Genomic DNA, 21725 nt, shown 5'->3' on the forward strand with positions numbered 1-21725 from the left:
TCTCAAAAAATGAACTTGATGTAAAGTTACCTAAATTTTGAGACTTCTTTTACCTTAAAAGTGTCTTATTTTAATTATTCTCCTCTAACAACTTCTTTCTGAACTATTTCTCTTTTGGCTACATCATAATAATGTTCAATCGTAACATGATTATTATTTTCCGGCGTATTCTCTAGTTCATAAGCTTCTTTAAAGCCTTTTAATTTGACTTTAATATTCTCGTCAATTGCTCTGGTTTCTTTGAATTCACGAATTAAATCCAAAACATCATGAGCGATATATTCGGTATCATGAGCATTAATAATAACTTTTGAATTTTCAGGAATTTCGTTTAAAGTTTGCTTGATGGCAGCTTTATTTAAAAATGAAACTTCCTGTGCCAAATCAATATGAATGATGTCTCCGTCTTCATATTCTTCTTTTTTGAAGTTATAGGCTCTTTTAAGATTCCCTCTCAAAACAAAAATAATACTGATAATAATACCCAACGCAACACCTTTTAGCAAATCTGTCGCAACGACAAAGACCAAAGTTGCAATAAAAGGGACAAACTGGTATTTCCCCTTTTTCCAGAAATGCATAAAGGTTGCTGGTTTTGCTAGTTTATACCCAACCAAAATTAAAACCGTTGCCAATGTTGCCAATGGAATTTTGTTTAAAATCATCGGAATAGATAAAACACTTATTAATAAAAGCACACCATGAATGATGGTAGACATTTTTGATTTTGCTCCTGCATTATTATTGGCTGACGAACGTACCACAACTGATGTCATTGGAAGACCTCCTAAAAGTGAACTTACAACATTTCCAATACCCTGCGCTCTAAGTTCTACATTGGTATCAGTATATCGTTTTTGAACATCCATTCTATCTGAAGCTTCAATGCATAAAAGGGTTTCAATAGAAGCGACAATGGCAATTGTAAGGGCAACTACCCAAACCTGCGGATTTGTAACCGATGCAAAGTTTGGCATAATTATAATTGATTTAAAATCATCAAAAGATTTTGGAACTGGCAAAGAAACCAAATGTTCTTTTGCAATTGCCAAAGTGCTTCCTGTTGATACAAATATTTCGTTTAAAACAACTCCGGCAATAACAGCCACTAAAGCTCCCGGCACTAATTTTATTCTTTTTAGAAATGAGACTTTTTCCCAGCAAAGCAAAATTGTCAGCGAAACCAAAGTAACTACAACAGCTCCTAACTGAATATGATTTAAAACATCAAATAAAAACGAAAAAGAATTGCTTCCATCATTTTGAATAAAAGCCTGATCTCCTTCATAATCTGCATCATAACCAAAGGCATGCGGTATTTGTTTCAGAATAATGATAATCCCAATACCCGCAAGCATTCCCTCAATTACATTGGTTGGAAAATAGTTTGATATACTTCCGGCTCTTAAAAATCCTAACGCTAATTGAATTAATCCAGCAATAAAAACAGACATTAAAAAAACATCAAAAGCTCCTAAATCAGTAATAGCGGTTAAAATAATAGCTGTTAACCCGGCCGCCGGACCTGATACGCTGATATGTGACTGACTTAGATATCCTACTACGATACCACCCACAATACCAGCGATAATTCCAGAAAATAATGGTGCTCCAGAAGCCATTGCAATACCTAAACACAACGGAAGAGCCACCAAGAAAACCACTAAACCTGAGGCAAAATCAGATTTAAGGTTGGCAAAAAGATTGATTTTTTTTGTCATAACACAATACTAAAAAAAATTATTCATAAAAGATTTACCGCGTCTGCTGTTCAAATGCGGTTAAAGATCAAAATAATCGGAAGTATTATGCTAAATTGGGAGGTGGAGCAAAAATGCTCGGAGAAATATTGTCAAGTTTTACAATATTTTCAGAAACAATCGTTTTTTTCTCGATATAAACCGGAATGATAACTTCATGCTCAAGAATAGAAGGATGCATTACATTTTTAAGTTCTTTATGCACTTCCTCTTCTGCAATACTAAAAGATACAGCCGCACTATTCCCTTTCTTAATCGCCTGAACAATTGTCGGGGTCGATAAGAAAGCAATAAAAATGAATAATAATATGCGAGCTACAAATTTCATTGAAACAAAAATAGCGTTAAACAAATAAAATCAAAGAGATTTTTATAGAAATTTAACAAAAACAAAAAAGCAGAACGCAATTTTCATGCCGTTCTGCTTCTAATTTATTAAAAAACAAGACCTTAAAGAGTTTCTTCAAGCCATGCATTCATCATCCAGATTGTTTTTTCCTGCTCAGAAATAAAGTCACTCATCATCGAATTGGTTCCTTCATCATTAATTTCATCTGATTTGTTTAATATTTCTCTTTCTATTTTTAACAAATCAGACAAAGAGTGAACGATTAACTGAACCGCTTTCTCATCATTAGAAATATTTTTTCCAACAGTCAATTTATTGTTTTGGATATAATCTTCAAAAGTATGTAAAGGAGTTCCTCCAATTGTCAAAACTCTTTCCGCTATCATATCTATTTTTAATTGTGCGTCTGTATATAATTCTTCGAATTTTACATGTAAATCAAAAAAACGTTTTCCTCGAATGTTCCAGTGAATTCCTCTTAAATTTTGATAATACACTTGAAAATTTGACAACAATACATTCAATTCTTTTACTAATAATTCTGACTCTTTTACCGGTAATCCTAAAATATTTGTTTTCATGATCTAATTTTTTACTCTAATTTACTACAAATTTAAAGCAACTTCAAGAAAATTTATATAAATAAAAATTATATTTTCTTATTTTTGTATCAAAATTTATTATCAATATGACTATAACTCAATTACAATATGTGTTAGCTGTAGCCGAGCATAAAAACTTCACACTTGCTGCTGAAAAATGCTTTGTCACACAGCCAACTTTAAGTATGCAAATACAAAAGATCGAAGAAGAACTTAATATCTTAATTTTCGACAGAAGTAAAAAACCTATTCAGCTTACTGATATAGGTCAGAAAATAGTAAATCAGGCTAAAAATATTGTAAACGAAGCCGATCGTATTAAAGATATAGTAGAACAACAAAAAGGTTTTATTGGAGGAGAATTCCGTCTGGGAATCATTCCGACTATTATGCCAACCATTCTTCCAATGTTTTTAAACAACTTCATCAAAAAATATCCAAAAGTTAAACTTTTAATTGAAGAGTTGAATACAGAGGAAATCATTTTAAAATTAAAAAATGGTCATCTGGACGCCGCTATTGCTGCCACTCCTCTTGAAGATGAAAAAATCAAAGAAATCGTATTGTACTTTGAACCATTTGTAGCCTATATTCCTGAAGGGCATGCAAGCTTTCAAAAAGAAGAAATTGAAGTTGCCGATTTAAACCTCAATGAAATCTTATTATTACAAGACGGACACTGTTTTAGAGACGGGATTTTAAATTTATGCAAAAGTGTCTCAGACGCCGACCAATCTAATTTCCAGATTCAAAGCGGTAGTTTTGAAACCCTGATTAAATTGGCAGACGAAGGCCTTGGCACAACGTTACTTCCGTACTTGCACACCTTAGACTTAAAAGAATCCGATAAACTGAAACTTCGAAACTTTAAGGAACCAAAACCAGCCCGCGAGGTAAGTTTGATTTACCCGAAGAGCGAATTAAAAATGCAAATCATTGATGCACTCCGTTCTACAATTGCTGGCGTAATCAAGGGCGCGATTGTTTTTCAGAATGTTCAAATCATAAGTCCGCTACAAAAAAAGCAGGCATAAAAAAAGGAGCCAATTTGGCTCCTTTTCTTTTATACTTTAATTAGCTGTAGACTTGGTTTTAATTCTGGCTTTTCAATAATGAAATTTAATAGCCATTCTTGTAATTGTTCCATTTCGTATGGTAACAGTGTTTTGATAGCTTTTTCTAGCTCTTTGCAGAAAAGCACCGGATCGAAACTTACTCTTTCAAGTATTGATTTCGTGTAATCGAACATCATTTTTGACATAATAAAACAAGATTTTTGGGGGTTATCTCTATTTTTAAACTCGCACCAAATTTAAACATTAATCATATATAAAATTTCTTTTTAACTATTTTTTTTCAAAACTTTAGCAACGAATACGTTTTCTTAAAACAAATAAATCAATATAGAATCGTTCTAAACAACTCATTTAAACCTTTTTAAAGGCTCGAAACATTTCTCTTTTACCCGGAGGGCCTGCTAATTTTTCTACAGTAAATCCAACTTCAATCATGCTTCTTTTAACAACTCCGCGGGCTGCATATGTAACAAGAACTCCGTTTGGTTTTAAACTATTGTACATTTTCTGAAAAATTTCGGTACTCCAAAGTTCTGGTTGCACTCTGTAACCAAAGGCGTCAAAGTAAATCAAATCAAAAGTTTCAAAATCGTTTATTTCGTGAAAAAATTGTTTTCTTTTAGTTAATAAGAACTGGTCGCAAATTTCTGCCTTTTGGTTCCATTCTGTTTTATGCATTTTCTCGAAAATGTTCTCAAATTCCAATGCGTCGAGTTCTTTCGCATAATTCATTTCCAAAATTTCATCAGCATCAACCGGATACGCTTCTACTCCAACGTAATCAATGTTCTGTCCTTTTTTAATGGACTCTAAAAAAGTTATAAAAGCATTTAAACCAGTCCCAAAACCAATTTCCAGTATACTTACCGATCCATCAAATAATGATAAACCATTTTTGATAAATACATGTTTCGCCTCCTGAATTGCACCGTGTTTAGAATGGTAACATTCGTCCCATTCCGGTAAACGAATTGTAGTTGAGCCATCTAGCGTTTTAATTATTTCCCTTTTCACTTTTTTCGAAATTTACAATGGCTTTTTATTGATTTTCAAGTCCTATTTAGATTCAAAATTAGTCAAAACTAATGCGTAAAGCCTTAAAAATCGATACTTTTTTCATAAATTCTTTATAAAAATCAATTAAATATTTGAGTTTATTATAGGATAAATAAATCTCAATCAAAACCAGTAAATAATGAATTTTCACTAAGCATTTTACATATTTTTGCGTAATTTTGCATTCAATAAATTCTATTTCACATGATATCATCGCTTTAGATTTTCTACAGTGAAAAATATCTCGCAAAAAACTTACAGAACTATGAGTACAACTCAAACAAGCAAAATTGAAATCATAAAAGCTACTTCTACAAAAATCAATGAAGTAGATTTTGACAACTTAAGTTTTGGTGCTGTATTTACAGACCATTTATTCGAATGCGATTTTAAAAACGGGCAATGGCAAAATCCTGTCATTAAACCTTATGCTCCTATTTTGATGGATCCATCTTCAAAAGTCTTCCATTACGGACAAGCTATTTTTGAAGGAATGAAAGCTTATAAAGATGACAATAATGATGTTTGGTTGTTTAGACCAGATGAAAACTACAAACGTTTTAATAGTTCTGCGGTAAGAATGGCAATGCCGGAAATCCCGGAAGCTATTTTTATGGATGGTTTGAATGAATTATTGAAATTAGACAAAGACTGGATTCAAAGAGGAAATGGTGCAAGTATGTACATTCGTCCATTTATGATTGCTACAGGACCTGGTGTTATTGCAAATCCATCTGATGAATATAAATTTATGATTTTACTTTCTCCTGCAAAAGCATATTACGGAGGCGAAGTAAAAGTAATTATTGCTGAACATTACAGTAGAGCTGCAAATGGCGGAATTGGTGCTGCAAAAGCTGCCGGAAACTATGCTGCACAATTCTACCCAACCAACTTAGCAAACAAAGACGGTTTCCAACAAGTGATCTGGACTGATGATGCTACACATACAAAACTGGAAGAAGCGGGAACAATGAACGTTTTCTTCAGAATTAACGATACTTTATTAACAGCTCCAACAAGCGAAAGAATTTTAGATGGTGTGACCAGAAAAAGTTTGATCGCAATGGCTGAAAAAGAAGGCTTAAAAGTAGAAGTTCGTCCAGTAATTGTTTCAGAATTAGTTGAAGCAGCTAAAAACGGATCTTTAAAAGAAATCTTTGGAGCAGGAACTGCAGCAGTTATCAGCGTAATCAAAGGATTCTCATACAAAGATGAATATTATGAAATGGCTCCAATCGAGAATTCATACGCTTCATTCTTAAAAGAAAAACTAACAAGTCTTCAAAACAAACTTTCTGAAGACACTTACGGATGGACAGTTAAGGTGCAATAATCCAAAACCATATAAAAGAGAAACCCGATAAATTTATTTTTATCGGTTTTTTTATTTTTAGAATAATTTTGAAAAGTCCGGTTTAAAATAATTCGGCCCTTTCATTACTTTACCATCTTCACGGTAAATCGGCTGACCGTCTTCTCCCAATTTACTCATATTACTGCGCTGAATCTCATCAAAAACAGCTTCGATTTTATCTTGCAAGCCATGCTCAATAATTGTTCCGCATAAAATATACATCATATCTCCAAGGGCATCAGCAATTTCAACTAAATCATTATTTTGAACCGCTTCGTAATATTCTTCATTTTCTTCCTTCATTAAATTATAACGAAGTAATTTTTTCTCAGCTCCTAAATCGGCAGTTGGAGTTGTACTGTGTCCAATTTTAAAAGCAGTGTGAAATTCTGTTACGGCGTCAAGTTGTTTTTTCATATAGTAGTTTTCTTTTTTTGGCTAATTTAAATCACTTCTTCATAAAATTAAAATAAAATTGAATTAAATCAAAAGGCAATGTAACAGCAAATCGTATACAATTCTCTAAATTTGCCGAAAATAATTTTTAAAGCTATGTTTAGTCAGGGACAAATACTATTTGGAGTGTGTTTTTTTATTGCGTTTGTAATCATAATGATATTTGCTTATCGAAAAGATTTGGCACTGCATAAAATCTTTTACAAAGGAAACTATAAAGTATTACTTGTGTTTTTGCTGTTTATAGCTATTTTATTCTTAATCAAAATCTTTTTTAAGAGATAATTATTTTTTGAGCGTAAAAGAGTCATTTCAGAATTAAAAATTCATCTGATTAAAATAAAACCTAATAATTTTTGGTTATTAGTAAGACTCATGATAAATTTATAACTTTACGAAATCAAACAACCTACCAATGAAAATTCTTAAGTATTTATTTCTTTTTGCGTTATTAAGTCTTGTTGCCCTTACCGTTTTTGTTGCTACACAAAAAGGAATTTTTGATGTAGAGAGAAGTAAAGTAATCAATTCGCCTCGTGCAACGGTTTACAGTTATCTTAATGACTTTAGAAATTACGAAGATTTTGAATCATGGTCCGTTGAAGATCCTTCCATAAAAATGACTTTTCCAAATAAAACAAGCGGAAATGGCGCATCTTTTTATTGGGATGGAGTTGACGGAAAAGGAAATGCAACCACTCTTAAAACAAAAGAAGGCGAAAGCATTGAACAAAAAATGCAATATGACGGTACGCAAGCCGATGTTTCCTGGACTTTAAAAGATACTTTGAACGGAAAAACTAAAGTTACGTGGAAAGCAAAAGGAACAATGAGCTTTCTTTTCAAAATATATACTGCCTTACATGGAGGTTCCAATAAAGTCATTGGAACTATCTACGAAAAGAGTTTAGCTAATATTGACAAAAACCTTGATTACGAAACTAAAACTTACGCTATCAAAGTTGATGGATTAGTAAAGAAAACTGAGACACCTTACATTCGCCAAACTTTTACAAGCGAAATTGAAAAAGTAAACAAAAATGCCCGAATTGTAATTCCAAAACTGATTCATTTTAGTGAAACAAACGGATTGTCGGCAAGCGGAAAACCCTTTATCATCTATCACACTTATGATACTAAAACCGGTTTAGCTAAAATCTCAATCTGTCTTCCAATCAATAAAGAAATTTCTATCAGTTCCGGAAGTGATATTTTATCCGGAAAACTAAATGGATTTGATGCTGTAAAAACAACTCTAACCGGAGATTACTCTCATAGAAACGAAGCTATTGCCAAAACAACCGCTTTTATAAACAACGGAAAAATTACTCCACAGTTAAGCTGGTCGCATCTTGAAATATTGACTTTAAGTAAATTAGATGTAAAAGGTTCATCTAAGTTAGTAACCGAAATTTATTTCCCAATAATACCTAAAGAAGAACCAGTAGTTACCCAGCCAGTTTATTCATCTGAAACGCAGACTCAGGAACAGGAACCAACACAAACAGCACCGGTGGTAAAACGCAAACCTGCCGCTACTCCTGCACCTGCTACCACAACACCTCCTGCACAAGAAGAAGAACAATCTGAATTTTAATTTTTCAAGGTCTATTAAACCTTTTGTTTTAAATTCAGTCTAACTTATATTAAGAAGGTTTACAAAACAAAAAGTTTGACAGACGAGAAGGAATTTATAAAACAATTATTAAACCCTGAAACGCAGAATACCGCGTTTCAAAAACTCCTGTCTGATTATCAGAAACCGTTGTATTCTCATATTCGAAATATTGTTTTGAATCATGATGATGCTGATGATGTCTTACAAAACACTTTTGTAAAGGTCTTTCAATATCTTAAAAACTTTAAAGGCGAAAGTAAACTCTTCTCCTGGATGTATCGTATTGCCACAAACGAAGCATTGACTTTCTTATCTCAAAAAGCAAAATTAAGCGGCATTTCATCTGAGGATTTGCAGAATAAAACAATCGACAATCTGAAAGCTGATCTTTATTTTGATGGAGATGAAATTCAAATCAAACTTCAAAAAGCAATTGTAACACTTCCGGAAAAGCAACAATTAGTTTTCAAAATGAAATATTTTGAAGAATTAAAATATGAAGAAATTGCAGAAATCTTAGGAACTTCTGTTGGTGCCCTTAAGGCATCTTATCATCATGCAGTAAAAAAAATTGAATTATATGTTACATCAAATTAAACCTTTTGTAACTAAAACTATCTTATAGATATTATGAAAACATTTAAATTAGAAAACGAACCTAAAATCAAATCAGGATTTAAAACTCCGGAGCATTATTTTGATGATTTTTCGGAGAAAGTTTTACAACAGTTAAATGGAAATGAAAAAGAAGTTAAAGTAATTCCATTTTACAAACGTAAAAAAATACTTTCTCTGGCTGCCGCTGTAATAATTGGTATGGCTTTAATGATCCCCATTGTAAACAATTACAAAGCAACATCAAATGATCTTGACGAGGCTGCATTAGAAACTTATTTATCTTATCAGTCTAATTTGACCCAATATGATTTAATTCAAAAATTAGATGACAGCGATATTGAAAAATTAAACAATGACATTACACTTGAAGATGAAACGATAGAAGACATTTTATCTACAAGTCCAAATATAGAACACTTAATTTCAGAACAATACTAAATTAAACTTAACTCCAACTTAACTTAACAATGAAAATAAAAAACATCTTACCTCTCCTGCTCTTTCTGACCAGTTTTTCCTTTTTTGCACAAAATGGAAAAATCGACGAAAAACGTGAAAAAATCAAAGCTTTTAAAGTTTCATTTTTAACTACAGAGCTAGAATTAACTTCAACAGAAGCCGAAAAATTCTGGCCCGTGTATAATGCTTACGACGACAAACAATTCGATCTAAAGCATTTAAAAATGAAGACTTATCTGAGAAAATTAAACGATGACAACATCAACAATCTTTCAGAAAAAGATGCTGTAACATTATTATCTCAAATAGAAAGCACTGATAAAGAATTGTATGTACTTCGTGAAAAATACATGGCGAGCTTGAAGAAAATATTATCAGCCAAAAAGATACTAAAACTTAAAAAATCGGAAGACGATTTTAATCGAAAATTACTTCAGCAATACAGAGACAAAGCTGGAAAAGATTAAGCACAATTAAGAAACAACAGCGATAAGAACCCTATATAATAATACTTACTTTATTATTTAGGGTTCTTATTTTTTTATTTAAAATTCAGTCGAACTACTTTATTATGTCCGGCAGCAATTGCTGTATTCCTATTTACAAAACGAATTGTAAAAAGCTTATTATCTGTAGATAACTGCATCCAGTTTTCACCACCGTTTTGAGAATATTGAATTCCCTCAGAACCAACACAAATAATTTCTCTTCCGTTTCCTCCCGGAACATATTGCACACAAGAAGCATATCCAAAGCCCATATTCTGACCAATTAATTCCCAGGTTTTTCCACCATCTTTAGTAAAAGCTTTATTGTCATTTTTTTTATTTGGAAGCTCATAATCACCTCCTGCTATAAATCCTTGTTTAGAATCGTAAAAATCAGCTGTAAAAATTCCTGTCATTTCTTTTCCCTGAACGATTGGAGTTTCCACCACTTTCCATGTTTTTGCTTTATCGGGAGAATAAAAAACACGCGCTTTTTTTCCGCCGGAAACCAACCATGTATCATTTCCTTTGATAACAATATTAGTATTACTAGCAGCAAAAGCAGCTTCGCCTGTTGAATTAGTAGGTAATTTATCTGATAATAATTTTGTCCAGGTTTCTCCGCCGTCACGAGTTACAATGACAGAAAAAGTATCTTCAGTAGGATCGCCAATTGCAATCCCTTCCTTATCATTCCAAAATTGCATACTGTCGTAAAAAACTTTCGGATTTACTTCTTTGTATACTAATTTAACTTTATTGTCTTTTTTTGAAACCGAATAAAGTAATGCAGGATTTGCTACACTGAGCAAAAAAACATCTTTAGAAGTCTGTGCGATACTTCTAAATTCTAAATTTAACGTATCACGATAAATGTGCTCTTCAAATTTTTCTTTTTTAGTCAAATCATAATAACCAAAACGGGAATTATCAGCACCGTACCAAATTTTATTTTTGTCTATTAAAATTGCCCTTATACTAATTCTATCTTTAAATAAAGTATCTACAGTCATTGATGTAAAACCGCTGTTATAAGCAACTTGAGTTTTATAATTAAATGTTCCAAAAGACATCAATAAAATAAAAATACCACAAAATAAAACGAGTTTTTTCATAAGAAATTAAAATTTGGTTAACGCTAAAATACGATTATTTATAACATCTCAAATAGGTTTAGTTTATTTTCAAAAAATATTAATCACAGCACTTTCTTCAATTGATCAAAATAAAAAAACAGGAAATAAAACATAAAAAACTAATAACCTTACAGTTACACCCACAAAGCCTGGTAAATAAATTTGTGGCACAGTAATTGGATATTACCAAGTATAAAACAATTTAATATGATTTAGTCATGAAAACGAAATTACTTATAATAGCGATCTCAGCATTAGTTTTTGGTTCTTGTGCCGCACAAAGCCAAACTACAGTTTACGCAAAAAATTCAGATATAAGCGATAATTTAGATTTAAGAGCCGTTGCATCTATGTTTGGAGAATCTGCAAATCTTCAGGATTTTGAAAGAAGATTAAACGATCCAAAATATCAAATATCAAACCTTGACCTTAATGGCGATGACGAAGTAGATTACCTTCGTGTAATTGAAAGTGTAGAAGATAGAACTCACGTGGTAATCATTCAAGCCGTTTTAGACCGTGATGTTTACCAAGACGTTGCAACTATTGATGTTGAGAGAGATAATTACAACAAAGTAAGTGTTCAGATTGTAGGTAACTCTTATTTATATGGAGCTAACTATATTTACGAGCCCGTTTACAGTGTCGCTCCCGTAATTTATACTTCTTTCTGGGTTACCAATTACAGACCTTATTATTCAACATGGTATTGGGGTTACTATCCAACATATTATGCAGCATGGAGACCTTATCCTGTCTACAGATACAGAAACAATGTAAATATTTGTATCAATGTTCACAATAGTTATAACTATGTAAATGTGAGAAGAAGTTACAGAGCTCCTGTTATTTACGAAACAAGACGTACTTACGGATACGAAAGAATGAGACCAAACTACAGCTTTGCAGAAAGACATTCTAACGTAAGCAACAGATACGATTTGGATCAAAGACGTATAACAACGAGAGAGGCAAACAGAAACAGCTATAACACTAACAGAGGAAACACAGCAAGACCTATTTCTTCTGACAATAGAACTTCTAACAGAAATTATGCAGAGAATAGAAATACAACAGGCAGAACTTCTGTAGACAGAAATAACGGGACATACAACTCTACCAACAGAACTGTTAATAGAAATACGGAAGGAACTGTAAACAGGGATTATTCAAACAGAGGAAACAATTCTGCCAGAGTTGAAAATACTCCGAGAACAGAATCAAGAAATAACAATACAGGAGTTTATTCAAGAGGGAATTCAGAAAACAGAGCAAGTGCTAATCGTGAAATGTCAACTCAAAGATCAGAGAATTCAAGAAACTATTCTCAAAACAGAGTTAACAACACAGCCTCTGCACCAGTTCAAAGAGCTGAAGCACCAAGAAGCAATTCTGAAAACAGATCGAATTCTAACAGAGAATATTCTGCAAGACCTGCACAAAGCCAACAACGTTCAGAAGCTCCAAGAGTAAGCCAGGAATCAAGAGGCGGAGGACAACCTCAAAGAGAAAGTGGCTCAAACTCCAGAGATGGAGGCGGAAGAAGAGGCTAAGAATATTTCAATTTACACTTAAATTTAGAAGCACAATTTTACGATTGTGCTTTTTTTTATCTTTTTAATTATAATAGCTGCTAATTTGTTTTAAAACAGTAAATTTGCAACCGTCTTTTATAAAAATATACATGAGCGCATCGCATAAAAACTTACATAGTAAGTTGTCTATTGGGGGTTTATTGATTACTTTAGGGATTATTTATGGAGATATTGGTACTTCTCCATTGTACGTAATGAAGGCTATTTTGGGCGATCACACGATTAATGCCGATATTGTTTTAGGAGGTATTTCTTGTGTATTTTGGACGCTAACATTACAAACTACAATTAAATATGTACTTATTACTTTAAGTGCAGACAATCATGGTGAAGGAGGAATTTTCGCACTTTATGCATTAGTCAAGAAAACAAAAATTCAATGGCTCATTGTTCCTGCGATAATTGGAGGAAGTGCCCTGCTTGCAGACGGAATTATAACACCACCAATCTCAATATCATCTGCAGTTGAAGGAATTAGAGCATTTTATCCTACAATGCAAACCCAAACAATTGTTTACATTGTAATTACAATTCTATTCATCTTATTTACAATTCAGCAATTTGGAACTAAACTAGTTGGTAAATTCTTTGCCCCAATGATGTTGATCTGGTTTGCTATGCTTGGAACTTTAGGAACAATTCAGGTATTGAATTATCCGGAAGTAATTAAAGCAATTAATCCATACTACGCTTACCATTTATTATCTATCCATCCTGACGGTTTCTTTGTTCTTGGTTTTGTATTCTTATGTACAACCGGAGCAGAAGCTTTATACTCTGATATGGGACACTGCGGTAGAAAAAACATCAGAATCAGCTGGATTTTTGTAAAAACAACATTAGTTTTAAACTACTTTGGACAAGCAGCTTACTTAATTCATCATGAAGGAAGTACGTTACAGCAATTAGGTGGTGAAAATGGAAATCCGTTTTACTTAATTATGCCACATTGGTTTTTACCATTTGGAATTGTAGTGGCAACTTTAGCTGCCGTAATTGCGTCTCAGGCACTTATCAGTGGTTCATTTACTTTGATTAATGAGGCAATGCGTCTGAATTTCTGGCCAAAAGTAAAAATTAAATATCCGACAGAAGTAAAAGGTCAATTATACATTCCATCAATTAACTGGTTATTGTTTTTTGGTTGTGTTGGAATTGTTTTACACTTCGAAAAATCAGGAAATATGGAACATGCTTATGGTCTTGCGATTATTCTCTGCATGATTATGACTACCATTTTATTGAATTATTACTTAATCATGAAACGTGTTAAATTGTATTTCATGGTTCCGTTAATTACAATTTATCTGTTAATTGAATTCAGTTTCCTTTTTGCTAATATCACCAAGTTTGCAGAAGGTGGTTACGTTACATTGATTATTGCAAGTATGCTGATTTCTGTAATGACAATTTGGTATTTAGCTAAGAAAATCAACAAGAACTACACTAAAGTGGTTAAAATTGATGATTACAAACGCGTTTTAGTAGAATTAAGTCAGGATTTATCTATTCCAAAATATGCTACGCACCTAGTATATATGACTAATGCAAATCGTGTGGATGAATTGGAGGAAAAAGTAATTTATTCGATTCTTCAAAAGCGCCCAAAAAGAGCTGATATTTACTGGTTTGTTCACGTAAACATCTTAACAGAACCTTATAAAACACAATATAAAGTAACGGAAATTGCCAAAGACGATATTTACAGAATTGATTTTAATCTCGGATTTAGAGAACCAACCAAAATCAATTTAATGTTTAGAGAAGTTATCAAAGACATGGTAAAACGAGGCGAAGTAGATATTACCAGCCGTTACGAATCTTTAAACAAAAACAATATTATTGGAGATTTCAAATTTGTATTATCAGAGAAATTCTTATCCAATGACAATGATTTAAGATGGCATGAGAACATCATCATGAACTCTTACTTCTTTATTAAAAAACTGAGTTTGTCTGAAGAAAGAGCTTTTGGTTTAGACAGTAGCTCAGTTAAAATAGAGAAATTCCCAATGGTGCTTCATGCTCCGGAAAATATTGGATTAACGCGTATTATTTCTAAAGATTAAAGCTTAACAATAATTTCAAAAAACACTCTTAAATAGAGTGTTTTTTCTTTTAATAAGAATCAGAAATAAGATTCAGTATTAAAAATTTAACTTTCAATCAATTAATAGTACCTTTGCACTTCAAATAAATAAAATGAGATTACACAGAAATTTAGTTTATACGACAATCGATTCTTTGAACGCTATTTTCAACGAAGGAGAATATGCGGACAAAGTGGTAGCCAGAGCATTAAAAAAAGATAAACGCTGGGGAAGTTCTGACCGAAAATTTGTTGCTGAAACCATATACGAAATTGTTCGATGGAAACGATTATACGCCGAAATCGCTGAAGTAAAAGAACCTTACGACAGAGATAATTTATGGAGAATGTTTGCCGTTTGGGCAGTTCTTCGCGGTTACCCAATTCCGGATTGGAGACAACTGGAAGGAACTCCTGAAAGAAAAATCAAAGGACGTTTTGACGAATTATCTAAAACCAGAGCCGTAAAAGAATCTATTCCAGACTGGATGGATGAATTAGGAGTAAAAGAATTAGGCGAAAAAGTATGGTCAAAAGAAATTGCGGCGCAGAATCAACCTGCAAAAGTGATTCTTAGAACCAATACTTTAAAAGGAACTAAAGAAAGTCTTCGAAATACGCTAATGGATTTAAATATTGAAACAGAATATTTAAAAGACCAGCCGGAAGCTCTTGTCTTAAAAGAAAGAGCTAATGTATTTTTAACTGATGCTTTTAAACAAGGTTTATTTGAAGTTCAGGACGCAAACTCACAATTAGTTGCAGGATTTCTGGATGTTAAACCAGGAATGCGTGTGGTAGATACGTGTGCAGGTGCTGGCGGAAAAACGTTGCACATGGCTTCTTTAATGGAAAATAAAGGACAATTGATCGCAATGGATTTGTACGAAAGTAAATTAAAGCAGTTAAAACTAAGAGCTAAAAGAAACGGTGCTTTCAATATTGAATATCGTATTATTGACAGCACTAAAGTCATAAAAAAATTACATGAAAAAGCAGATCGTGTTTTAATTGACGCACCTTGCAGCGGATTAGGAGTTTTAAAAAGAAATCCGGATTCGAAATGGAAATTACAACCTGAATTTATCGATAACATCCGTAAAGTTCAGAGCGAAGTTTTAGAAAGCTATTCTAAAATTGTAAAACCAGGTGGAAAATTGGTTTACGCAACTTGTTCTGTTTTACCATCAGAAAATCAGGAACAGGTTGAAAAATTCTTAAAAACAGAAATCGGACAACAATTTACTTTTATTGAAGACCGTAAAATGCTGGCTTCTGAATCTGGCTTTGACGGATTCTATATGGCTTTACTGGAACGTAAAAAATAAATTCCAATTTTTTGAAATTCCAAATTCCAATTTGTTTTAGAATAACTCAATATCAAAAAATCCAAATTCCAATTTTAAACTTGGAATTTGGATTTTTTTATTTTTGGAATTTTACTCTTGCAGAGTGGGTTTACGAAGCAATTTTCCGTTTTCATTTTCTTTAAATTTAGAAACAAAAACTATTTCTTTTGGTTTCTCATATTTTCCTAAAACATCAAAAAAATCGGGAGCAAATTCTTGTTTTTCTCCTTCAATAACCAAAACTAGTTTTTCTCCTAAGGTAGTATCCGGAAGTCCTGTAACAAAAAATCTATTGTTTATTTTCCCGATCAATTTAGCTTCAATTTGTTCCGGAATCAGCTTCACTCCTCCACTATTAATTACATTATCGATTCTGCCTAAAAAGATAAACTGCTGATCATTTAGTAATTCAACCAAATCATTCGTCACAATTGGTTCATCAGAAATGGTTGAAACATGAATAACCAGACAGTGACGATCATCCTGAGAAATTTTTACATTTGGTAAAATTGAAAAAACAGAATCTCCTAAACGTTTAGCTGCTACATGCGTTATCGTTTCGGTCATTCCGTAAGTTTCGTAGATTTCTGTTTTGAGCGGTAAAAGCTTTTCTTCCAGAGAAGAATCCAATTTTGCTCCGCCAATAATAAGTTTACGAACATTTGAAAGTTCATCAATTGAATTTTGAACCTGAAGCGGCACCATCGCAACAAAATCATAAACAGTAGAATTTAATGCCAATGGATGCAAACTTGGTGAAACCACGTCTAATTCTAATCCTAAAATCAAACTTCTCACCAGCATCATTTTTCCGGCAATAAATTGTGTTGGAAGACATAATAAAGCTTTATCACCAGGTTTTAAATCAAAAAAATCACCTGTTGCCAAAGCAGACTGAATCATAGCCTGTTTTTCTAAACGAACCAGTTTAGGAAGCCCTGTGGTTCCCGAAGTGGTCATTTCGATATAATCCTTTTTATCAAACCAGTCCAGAAAGAACTCTCCTATTGACTGTTCATAGGAATCACCTTCTTTTATATAACTGTATGCTATCTGACATAAATCTTTTGCATTTAAATGATAGCCGTTTAGTTTGAAATAATTATGAACTTTATGTTGTGTTAAATTTTGCATATTTTACTATTTTACTTCGACATCTTGAATATCTCCCGTTAATCTTTCTTTCCAGTTGGTCCAACCGTATTTTTTACTAAAGATAAAAAGTAAAATAGGATAAATCACCACAACCGGCAAAATAACATCAATTCCTGCTGAAGGTTCTGAAAGATCTTTAAATATGGAATGTGTTTGAAAAACCGACCAATCAGAGGTTACTAATAAAGCTCCAACCAGATTATTGGCTGCATGAAATCCGAGTGCCAGCTCCATTCCTTCATCCATTAAGGTAATTACTCCTAAGAATAAACCTGTCCCTATATAATAAATCATGATAATGTTCCCCATCTTAACCACTTCCGGATTAGCCCAGTGCATCGAGCCAAAAATAACCGAAGTCATCAAAAGCGGGAACCACCTGTTTCTTGCTAAATTCGCAAATCCCTGCATTAAATATCCTCTAAAAACATACTCTTCGGTACTGGTCTGAATTGGAATTAAAATAGATCCTAAGACAACTAAAATCAAGAAAGGGACTAATTTAAAATTCAGAACAAAATTTTCCGGAGATTTCAGATACACAAATAAAAAACTCAAAAGAGAAAAGAAAGCCCACAATAAGAAAGAGAAACTAACTCTTTTCCAGTCTATTTTTGATTTTGATGTAGTAACAGACAATAAAGTCTGATGATGAATATATTTAACGACAAAATAAATACCGGCAAAAGCAAAAATAAAGGAAATCATCACCAGAAAAAGTGTAGTGTTAGATTCGAACATTTTCATGATACCTTCATTAGTAGTTGGAAATGTTTTGTTTTCAGTCATTGTCTTATAAAACACCGCTGCTGTAATAGGAATTTGCCCAACAAAAGAAGCTGCAATAATAAAAACAGAACCTAAAAGATATTTCCAAAACTTATTCTCAGGTTTAATTCCTTGCTCTAAAAACATAAATCTTAAATTTTAAAAAATGAGAATTCAAATTCGATAAGTTAATCTTACATTTGATATTGCTAAAATACCTCTTTTTTATTTATACGAATATTTGAACCCATTAAATATAACAAAATGATACAAATTTACCATAATCCGAGATGCGGAAAATCAAGAACCTGCCTTGCATTTATTGAAAAATCCAATCAGGAATTTGAAATCATTCCTTACTTAACCGAAACACCATCTTTTGACGAATTGAAAGTTTTATTGAAACAACTTAATCTTGAACCTCTTCAATTGGTTAGAACCAAAGAAAAAATCTGGATCGAAAATTTTAAAGGCAAAACTTTAAGTGATGATCAAATTATAACTGCAATGGTCGAGAATCCAATTTTAATAGAGCGCCCTATTGTGGTAAAAGACGGAAAAGCTATTATTGGCAGGGATCCGGATCTTGTTGCTTCCTTTTTAGACTGATTCTAAAATACTCTCTTAACATTTTTTTGTGAGTTCTCTCTTTAAACCAAAAACTACATTTGTCGTCTAAAGAGAAAAAGAAACCAGAAAAAATGAAGAAAATCAAATTTGCTGTATTGCTTGTATTCTTGTTTACAAGTTTTTACAATTACTCACAACAAGGTCCGGGAGGCAAACCCAAAGTAAAAGTCACCGGAAAAGTTTTCGAAAAAGTAAGCAAACAACCATTAGAGTATGCTACTATTTCGATCATGGCACCCAACGACACAAAAGTTATTGCAGGTGGAATCACAAATCCAAAAGGAGAATTTGAGGTCGCAGTTGCCCCTGGAACTTATGATATTAAGATTGAATTTATTTCATTTAAATCAACAGAAATAAAACAAAAAAGCATTACAGGCGATACCAATCTTGGTGCGGTTAACCTATCTGAAGATGCCGCACAATTAAACGAAGTTGTGGTTCGCGCAGAGAAATCGACCGTAGAGATCAAATTGGATAAAAAAGTTTACAATGTTGGTCAGGATATGATTGTAAAAGGCGGAAGCGTAAGCGATGTATTAGACAATGTACCATCTGTTTCTGTTGATACTGAAGGTAATGTAAGTTTAAGAGGAAGCGACAACATTCGTATTTTAATTGACGGAAGACCTTCACAAGCTATAAATATGGCCGAAGCCTTAAGACAACTTCCTGCAGATGCTATTGACAAAGTAGAAGTCATCACCAATCCATCTGCACGTTATGATGCTGAAGGTGGATCAGGAATCATCAATATTATTCTTAAAAAAGGTAAAAACCAAGGTTTTAACGGAACTTTGATTGCTTCAACAGGTCTTCCTGAAACGTATGGTTTAAGTGCCAATGTGAATTATAAAACAGAAAAATTAAATTACTTTACAACAGCCGGATACAATTACAGAACAAATGAAGGAGCTGGTAAAACAAATTCTGAATATTTTGACACAAACAAAACAACAACAAGTTTCTTAGATGAAACCCGTGATACAAAACGTGTTAGAAATGGTTTTAACGGAAGAGCCGGAGTTGAATGGACACTTACTCCAACTACATTCTGGACCAATGCCATTAATTATCAAAATAATACTGGAGATGATCGTGATTTGATTAATTACTATAATTATGATGCTAATCGAGTTTTTACAGGAACATCTTACCGTTTAAACAATGCCGATACCGGAAGCGAAAATGTTGAGTTTACTTCTAACTTAATTAAAAACTTTAACGACAAAGGACACAAACTTACTGCAGATCTTTCTATTTCAAGAAATACAGATGATAGCAATAGCACCATTACTGCTTCTCCAAATTTTAATACTACTCTAAACGATCAAGTGCAAAAGCAAGTTTTAGCACAAGTTGATTATGTGCTACCTCTTGGAAAAGGCGGACAGTTTGAGGCAGGTTATAAAGGAAGCTTTGGAGATTTGAACAACATCTATAATGTTAGCAATCTTGATTCAAACGGTCAAAGTGTAACCGATCCTAATTTATCAAATACATTGGAATACAAAGAAAACATCAACGCACTTTATACGCAATATGGTTTCAAAGTAAACAAATTTTCTTATTTATTTGGTTTAAGATGGGAAGATACTAACATCCAGGTCAACTTATTAGATAACAGCGATTACAATACTAAAAAATACAATAACTTATTTCCAAGTGCTTTTGTTAGTTACGAAATTTCAGATCAAAGCAATTTTTCTGCAAGTTACAGCAAGCGTTTATCGAGACCTAGAGGGCGTTTCATGAATCCTGCTGTAAACTACGCAAGTAACATCAATATCTTTCAGGGAAATCCGGATTTAGACCCTTCTTTAACAGACAAATATGATATTGGTTACATCAAAAGATGGGACAAAGTAACATTTAATACTTCAGCTTATTTTGAAAACACAAAAGATGTTTTCAGCTTTGTAAGATCTCCTACCGGGAATGTTGTTACTCCAGACGGTGAAGTGGTAACTCCTCAGCCAGGTGAAACAGTTGAAGGTACTCCGGTAATCAAAAGTTCTCCTATTAACTTAGGAAGAGAACAAAAATTTGGTTTCGAATTCACATTCAACTATACACCATACAAATGGTGGAAACTGAACAGTAACTTTAACTTCTTTAATGTAAAAACAACTGGTGAAAACAGTTATACAGATACGCAAGGAAAAGTGATTGTTCAGGATTTAGACAATCAGGCTAATTCATGGTTTGCCAGAATAAACTCTAAAGTAACACTTCCATACAAAATTGACTGGCAATTAACAGCAATGTACAACGGAGAACAAAAAACAGCTCAGGGTAAAAACCTAGGGCAATTTGGAATGAACACAGCACTTAGCAAAGATGTTATGAAAGACAAAGCAACTATTGCTTTCAATATTAGCGATGTATTCAATTCCAGAAAAATGAGATCGGATACTTATTTAGACAATGTATCTTCATACAGTGAGTTCCAGTTCCGCAAGCGTCAGTTTAATTTATCATTCACTTACCGTTTCAACAAACCAAAAGGTGAAAGAGATAAAAATATGCCTAAAAACAATGACGGCGGCGGCGACGGCGGTGGAGAATTTCCTGGATAACATTTGTTAAATTCCAATATTCGAAATTCCAAATTCCAATCTTAATAGGAAATAACAATTATAAAATTCCAAATTCCAACTTTACAATTGGAGTTTGGAATTTTTCTTTTAAACGCTCTTAATCAGCTTTCCAACTTTGACAAAGTTCTAAACGCAAAGTATTGGAATTTGGAATTTTGAGTATTGGAATTTCTTTTTTTTGAACAAAAAAAAAGAACCCAAAAGGGTTCTTTTTTTATGACATCAATCTAAAATTAAATAGATTGTTCTTCTTGTCTTTTTTTAGCTCTTTTTTCTTTGAACATTTCCCAGCTAGCACCCGTAACCCAGTAAGATACGAAACCAACTAAGAAAAACATTAACCAAAACCCTATAGTAAGTATGGTTAAGAAAAGTAAAAAGCCTAAGTACTGTGAAAATTCAAACATGTTTTCCGGAATTTTTGAATGTTACGACAAATGTAGCGTATATATTCTTTCTCAGCAATAAAATCTAAATCAATTTTCGTTAAATAACATTTATCCGTATATTTATACTCATTTTAAATAAGGTTTTTTTTGAGTTGTGAAACCTTTAAAATTAAGA

21 protein-coding genes are annotated in these 21725 nt (G+C 32.8%); 11 read left to right on the forward strand and 10 right to left on the reverse strand.

Annotation, left to right across the window (positions count from 1 at the left end):
• Nucleotides 1–74 precede the first annotated feature (74 nt).
• The 3 genes from HYN56_RS23375 to HYN56_RS23385 form a co-directional block, all read right to left on the reverse strand.
• Nucleotides 75–1721 (reverse strand): SulP family inorganic anion transporter, encoded by a 1647-nt coding sequence (locus HYN56_RS23375; RefSeq protein WP_109194405.1) that lies wholly within the window; start codon nt 1719–1721, stop codon nt 75–77.
• Nucleotides 1722–1806: 85 nt separating this feature from the next.
• Nucleotides 1807–2088 carry a hypothetical protein gene (locus HYN56_RS23380; RefSeq protein WP_240622623.1) on the reverse strand — a complete coding sequence of 94 codons (282 nt, stop codon included), beginning with the start codon at nt 2086–2088 and terminating at the stop codon, nt 1807–1809.
• 122 nt (nt 2089–2210) lie between these two features.
• Nucleotides 2211–2690: a Dps family protein gene (locus tag HYN56_RS23385; protein ID WP_109194407.1), complete on the reverse strand. Its 480-nt coding sequence runs from the start codon at nt 2688–2690 to the stop codon at nt 2211–2213.
• A gap of 107 nt (nt 2691–2797) precedes the next feature.
• On the opposite strand from HYN56_RS23385, the gene HYN56_RS23390 reads away from it, so the two are divergent.
• A complete protein-coding gene (locus tag HYN56_RS23390) occupies nt 2798–3745 on the forward strand; it encodes a LysR substrate-binding domain-containing protein (protein WP_091491836.1) in 948 nt (315 codons plus the stop codon).
• Between the two features lie 29 nt (nt 3746–3774).
• On the opposite strand, the gene HYN56_RS23395 is transcribed toward HYN56_RS23390, so the two are convergent.
• Both HYN56_RS23395 and mnmD read right to left on the reverse strand, forming a co-directional pair.
• On the reverse strand, nt 3775–3972 hold the full coding sequence (locus tag HYN56_RS23395; protein WP_073416676.1) for a hypothetical protein: 198 nt from the start codon (nt 3970–3972) through the stop codon (nt 3775–3777).
• A gap of 166 nt (nt 3973–4138) precedes the next feature.
• Nucleotides 4139–4801: a tRNA (5-methylaminomethyl-2-thiouridine)(34)-methyltransferase MnmD gene (gene mnmD / locus HYN56_RS23400; protein ID WP_109194408.1), complete on the reverse strand. Its 663-nt coding sequence runs from the start codon at nt 4799–4801 to the stop codon at nt 4139–4141.
• Nucleotides 4802–5108: 307 nt separating this feature from the next.
• Here mnmD and HYN56_RS23410 point away from each other — a divergent pair, with 307 nt between their 5' ends.
• Entirely contained in the window at nt 5109–6179 is a 1071-nt protein-coding gene (locus tag HYN56_RS23410) for a branched-chain amino acid aminotransferase (protein ID WP_109194410.1), read from the forward strand.
• A 57-nt stretch (nt 6180–6236) separates the two neighbouring features.
• Here HYN56_RS23410 and HYN56_RS23415 read toward each other — a convergent pair whose 3' ends face one another.
• Complete coding sequence (locus HYN56_RS23415; protein ID WP_091491839.1) at nt 6237–6617, reverse strand: pyrophosphohydrolase domain-containing protein; 381 nt, start codon at nt 6615–6617, stop codon at nt 6237–6239.
• A gap of 454 nt (nt 6618–7071) precedes the next feature.
• Here HYN56_RS23415 and HYN56_RS23425 point away from each other — a divergent pair, with 454 nt between their 5' ends.
• From HYN56_RS23425 to HYN56_RS23440, 4 genes are all read left to right on the forward strand, one after another.
• A complete protein-coding gene (locus HYN56_RS23425) occupies nt 7072–8253 on the forward strand; it encodes an SRPBCC family protein (protein ID WP_109194412.1) in 1182 nt (393 codons plus the stop codon).
• A gap of 75 nt (nt 8254–8328) precedes the next feature.
• Entirely contained in the window at nt 8329–8871 is a 543-nt protein-coding gene (locus HYN56_RS23430; protein WP_109194413.1) for an RNA polymerase sigma factor, read from the forward strand.
• A 33-nt stretch (nt 8872–8904) separates the two neighbouring features.
• Nucleotides 8905–9330, forward strand: coding sequence for a hypothetical protein (locus HYN56_RS23435; RefSeq protein ID WP_109194414.1), 426 nt, complete (start codon nt 8905–8907; stop codon nt 9328–9330).
• A 29-nt stretch (nt 9331–9359) separates the two neighbouring features.
• The gene (locus HYN56_RS23440) at nt 9360–9818 is read left to right on the forward strand and encodes a sensor of ECF-type sigma factor (protein WP_109194415.1); all 459 of its coding nucleotides are present in this window, start codon (nt 9360–9362) and stop codon (nt 9816–9818) included.
• A gap of 74 nt (nt 9819–9892) precedes the next feature.
• Here the strand turns inward: HYN56_RS23440 and HYN56_RS23445 are convergent, their stop codons facing one another.
• Nucleotides 9893–10954: a WD40/YVTN/BNR-like repeat-containing protein gene (locus HYN56_RS23445; protein ID WP_109194416.1), complete on the reverse strand. Its 1062-nt coding sequence runs from the start codon at nt 10952–10954 to the stop codon at nt 9893–9895.
• 239 nt (nt 10955–11193) lie between these two features.
• Between HYN56_RS23445 and HYN56_RS23450 the strand changes: the two genes are divergently transcribed.
• The 3 genes from HYN56_RS23450 to HYN56_RS23460 all read left to right on the forward strand — a co-directional run bounded on the left by HYN56_RS23450 (nt 11194) and on the right by HYN56_RS23460 (nt 15987).
• On the forward strand, nt 11194–12528 hold the full coding sequence (locus tag HYN56_RS23450) for a hypothetical protein (RefSeq protein WP_109194417.1): 1335 nt from the start codon (nt 11194–11196) through the stop codon (nt 12526–12528).
• 131 nt (nt 12529–12659) lie between these two features.
• A complete protein-coding gene (locus HYN56_RS23455; protein ID WP_109194418.1) occupies nt 12660–14639 on the forward strand; it encodes a KUP/HAK/KT family potassium transporter in 1980 nt (659 codons plus the stop codon).
• A 133-nt stretch (nt 14640–14772) separates the two neighbouring features.
• Nucleotides 14773–15987 carry an RsmB/NOP family class I SAM-dependent RNA methyltransferase gene (locus HYN56_RS23460; protein ID WP_109194419.1) on the forward strand — a complete coding sequence of 405 codons (1215 nt, stop codon included), beginning with the start codon at nt 14773–14775 and terminating at the stop codon, nt 15985–15987.
• A 111-nt stretch (nt 15988–16098) separates the two neighbouring features.
• Here HYN56_RS23460 and HYN56_RS23465 read toward each other — a convergent pair whose 3' ends face one another.
• Both HYN56_RS23465 and HYN56_RS23470 read right to left on the reverse strand, forming a co-directional pair.
• Nucleotides 16099–17142: an AMP-binding protein gene (locus HYN56_RS23465; protein ID WP_109194420.1), complete on the reverse strand. Its 1044-nt coding sequence runs from the start codon at nt 17140–17142 to the stop codon at nt 16099–16101.
• A 6-nt stretch (nt 17143–17148) separates the two neighbouring features.
• A complete protein-coding gene (locus tag HYN56_RS23470) occupies nt 17149–18078 on the reverse strand; it encodes a CPBP family intramembrane glutamic endopeptidase (RefSeq protein WP_109194421.1) in 930 nt (309 codons plus the stop codon).
• 117 nt (nt 18079–18195) lie between these two features.
• On the opposite strand from HYN56_RS23470, the gene HYN56_RS23475 reads away from it, so the two are divergent.
• Together HYN56_RS23475 and HYN56_RS23480 are read left to right on the forward strand one after the other, a co-directional pair.
• A complete protein-coding gene (locus tag HYN56_RS23475) occupies nt 18196–18540 on the forward strand; it encodes an arsenate reductase family protein (protein ID WP_109194422.1) in 345 nt (114 codons plus the stop codon).
• A gap of 92 nt (nt 18541–18632) precedes the next feature.
• A complete protein-coding gene (locus HYN56_RS23480; RefSeq protein ID WP_109194423.1) occupies nt 18633–21140 on the forward strand; it encodes an outer membrane beta-barrel family protein in 2508 nt (835 codons plus the stop codon).
• 254 nt (nt 21141–21394) lie between these two features.
• Here HYN56_RS23480 and HYN56_RS23485 read toward each other — a convergent pair whose 3' ends face one another.
• Nucleotides 21395–21568, reverse strand: coding sequence for a hypothetical protein (locus HYN56_RS23485; protein WP_026984685.1), 174 nt, complete (start codon nt 21566–21568; stop codon nt 21395–21397).
• Nucleotides 21569–21725 lie beyond the last annotated feature (157 nt).

The organism is Flavobacterium crocinum (assembly GCF_003122385.1).
Classification (GTDB): Bacteria; Bacteroidota; Bacteroidia; order Flavobacteriales; family Flavobacteriaceae; genus Flavobacterium; species Flavobacterium crocinum.

Bases quoted from the DNA above. Each gene is read 5' to 3' on its own strand.
- HYN56_RS23475 (WP_109194422.1), top strand. From the start codon at position 18,196: ATGATACAAATTTACCATAATCCGAGATGCGGAAAATCAAGAACCTGC.
- HYN56_RS23375 (WP_109194405.1), bottom strand. From the start codon at position 1,721: ATGACAAAAAAAATCAATCTTTTTGCCAACCTTAAATCTGATTTTGCC.
- HYN56_RS23485 (WP_026984685.1), bottom strand. From the start codon at position 21,568: ATGTTTGAATTTTCACAGTACTTAGGCTTTTTACTTTTCTTAACCATA.
- HYN56_RS23450 (WP_109194417.1), top strand. From the start codon at position 11,194: ATGAAAACGAAATTACTTATAATAGCGATCTCAGCATTAGTTTTTGGT.
- HYN56_RS23390 (WP_091491836.1), top strand. From the start codon at position 2,798: ATGACTATAACTCAATTACAATATGTGTTAGCTGTAGCCGAGCATAAA.
- HYN56_RS23455 (WP_109194418.1), top strand. From the start codon at position 12,660: ATGAGCGCATCGCATAAAAACTTACATAGTAAGTTGTCTATTGGGGGT.
- HYN56_RS23410 (WP_109194410.1), top strand. From the start codon at position 5,109: ATGAGTACAACTCAAACAAGCAAAATTGAAATCATAAAAGCTACTTCT.
- HYN56_RS23395 (WP_073416676.1), bottom strand. From the start codon at position 3,972: ATGTCAAAAATGATGTTCGATTACACGAAATCAATACTTGAAAGAGTA.
- HYN56_RS23470 (WP_109194421.1), bottom strand. From the start codon at position 18,078: ATGTTTTTAGAGCAAGGAATTAAACCTGAGAATAAGTTTTGGAAATAT.
- HYN56_RS23445 (WP_109194416.1), bottom strand. From the start codon at position 10,954: ATGAAAAAACTCGTTTTATTTTGTGGTATTTTTATTTTATTGATGTCT.
- HYN56_RS23415 (WP_091491839.1), bottom strand. From the start codon at position 6,617: ATGAAAAAACAACTTGACGCCGTAACAGAATTTCACACTGCTTTTAAA.
- HYN56_RS23460 (WP_109194419.1), top strand. From the start codon at position 14,773: ATGAGATTACACAGAAATTTAGTTTATACGACAATCGATTCTTTGAAC.
- HYN56_RS23440 (WP_109194415.1), top strand. From the start codon at position 9,360: ATGAAAATAAAAAACATCTTACCTCTCCTGCTCTTTCTGACCAGTTTT.
- HYN56_RS23380 (WP_240622623.1), bottom strand. From the start codon at position 2,088: ATGAAATTTGTAGCTCGCATATTATTATTCATTTTTATTGCTTTCTTA.
- HYN56_RS23480 (WP_109194423.1), top strand. From the start codon at position 18,633: ATGAAGAAAATCAAATTTGCTGTATTGCTTGTATTCTTGTTTACAAGT.
- HYN56_RS23385 (WP_109194407.1), bottom strand. From the start codon at position 2,690: ATGAAAACAAATATTTTAGGATTACCGGTAAAAGAGTCAGAATTATTA.
- HYN56_RS23425 (WP_109194412.1), top strand. From the start codon at position 7,072: ATGAAAATTCTTAAGTATTTATTTCTTTTTGCGTTATTAAGTCTTGTT.
- HYN56_RS23465 (WP_109194420.1), bottom strand. From the start codon at position 17,142: ATGCAAAATTTAACACAACATAAAGTTCATAATTATTTCAAACTAAAC.
- HYN56_RS23435 (WP_109194414.1), top strand. From the start codon at position 8,905: ATGAAAACATTTAAATTAGAAAACGAACCTAAAATCAAATCAGGATTT.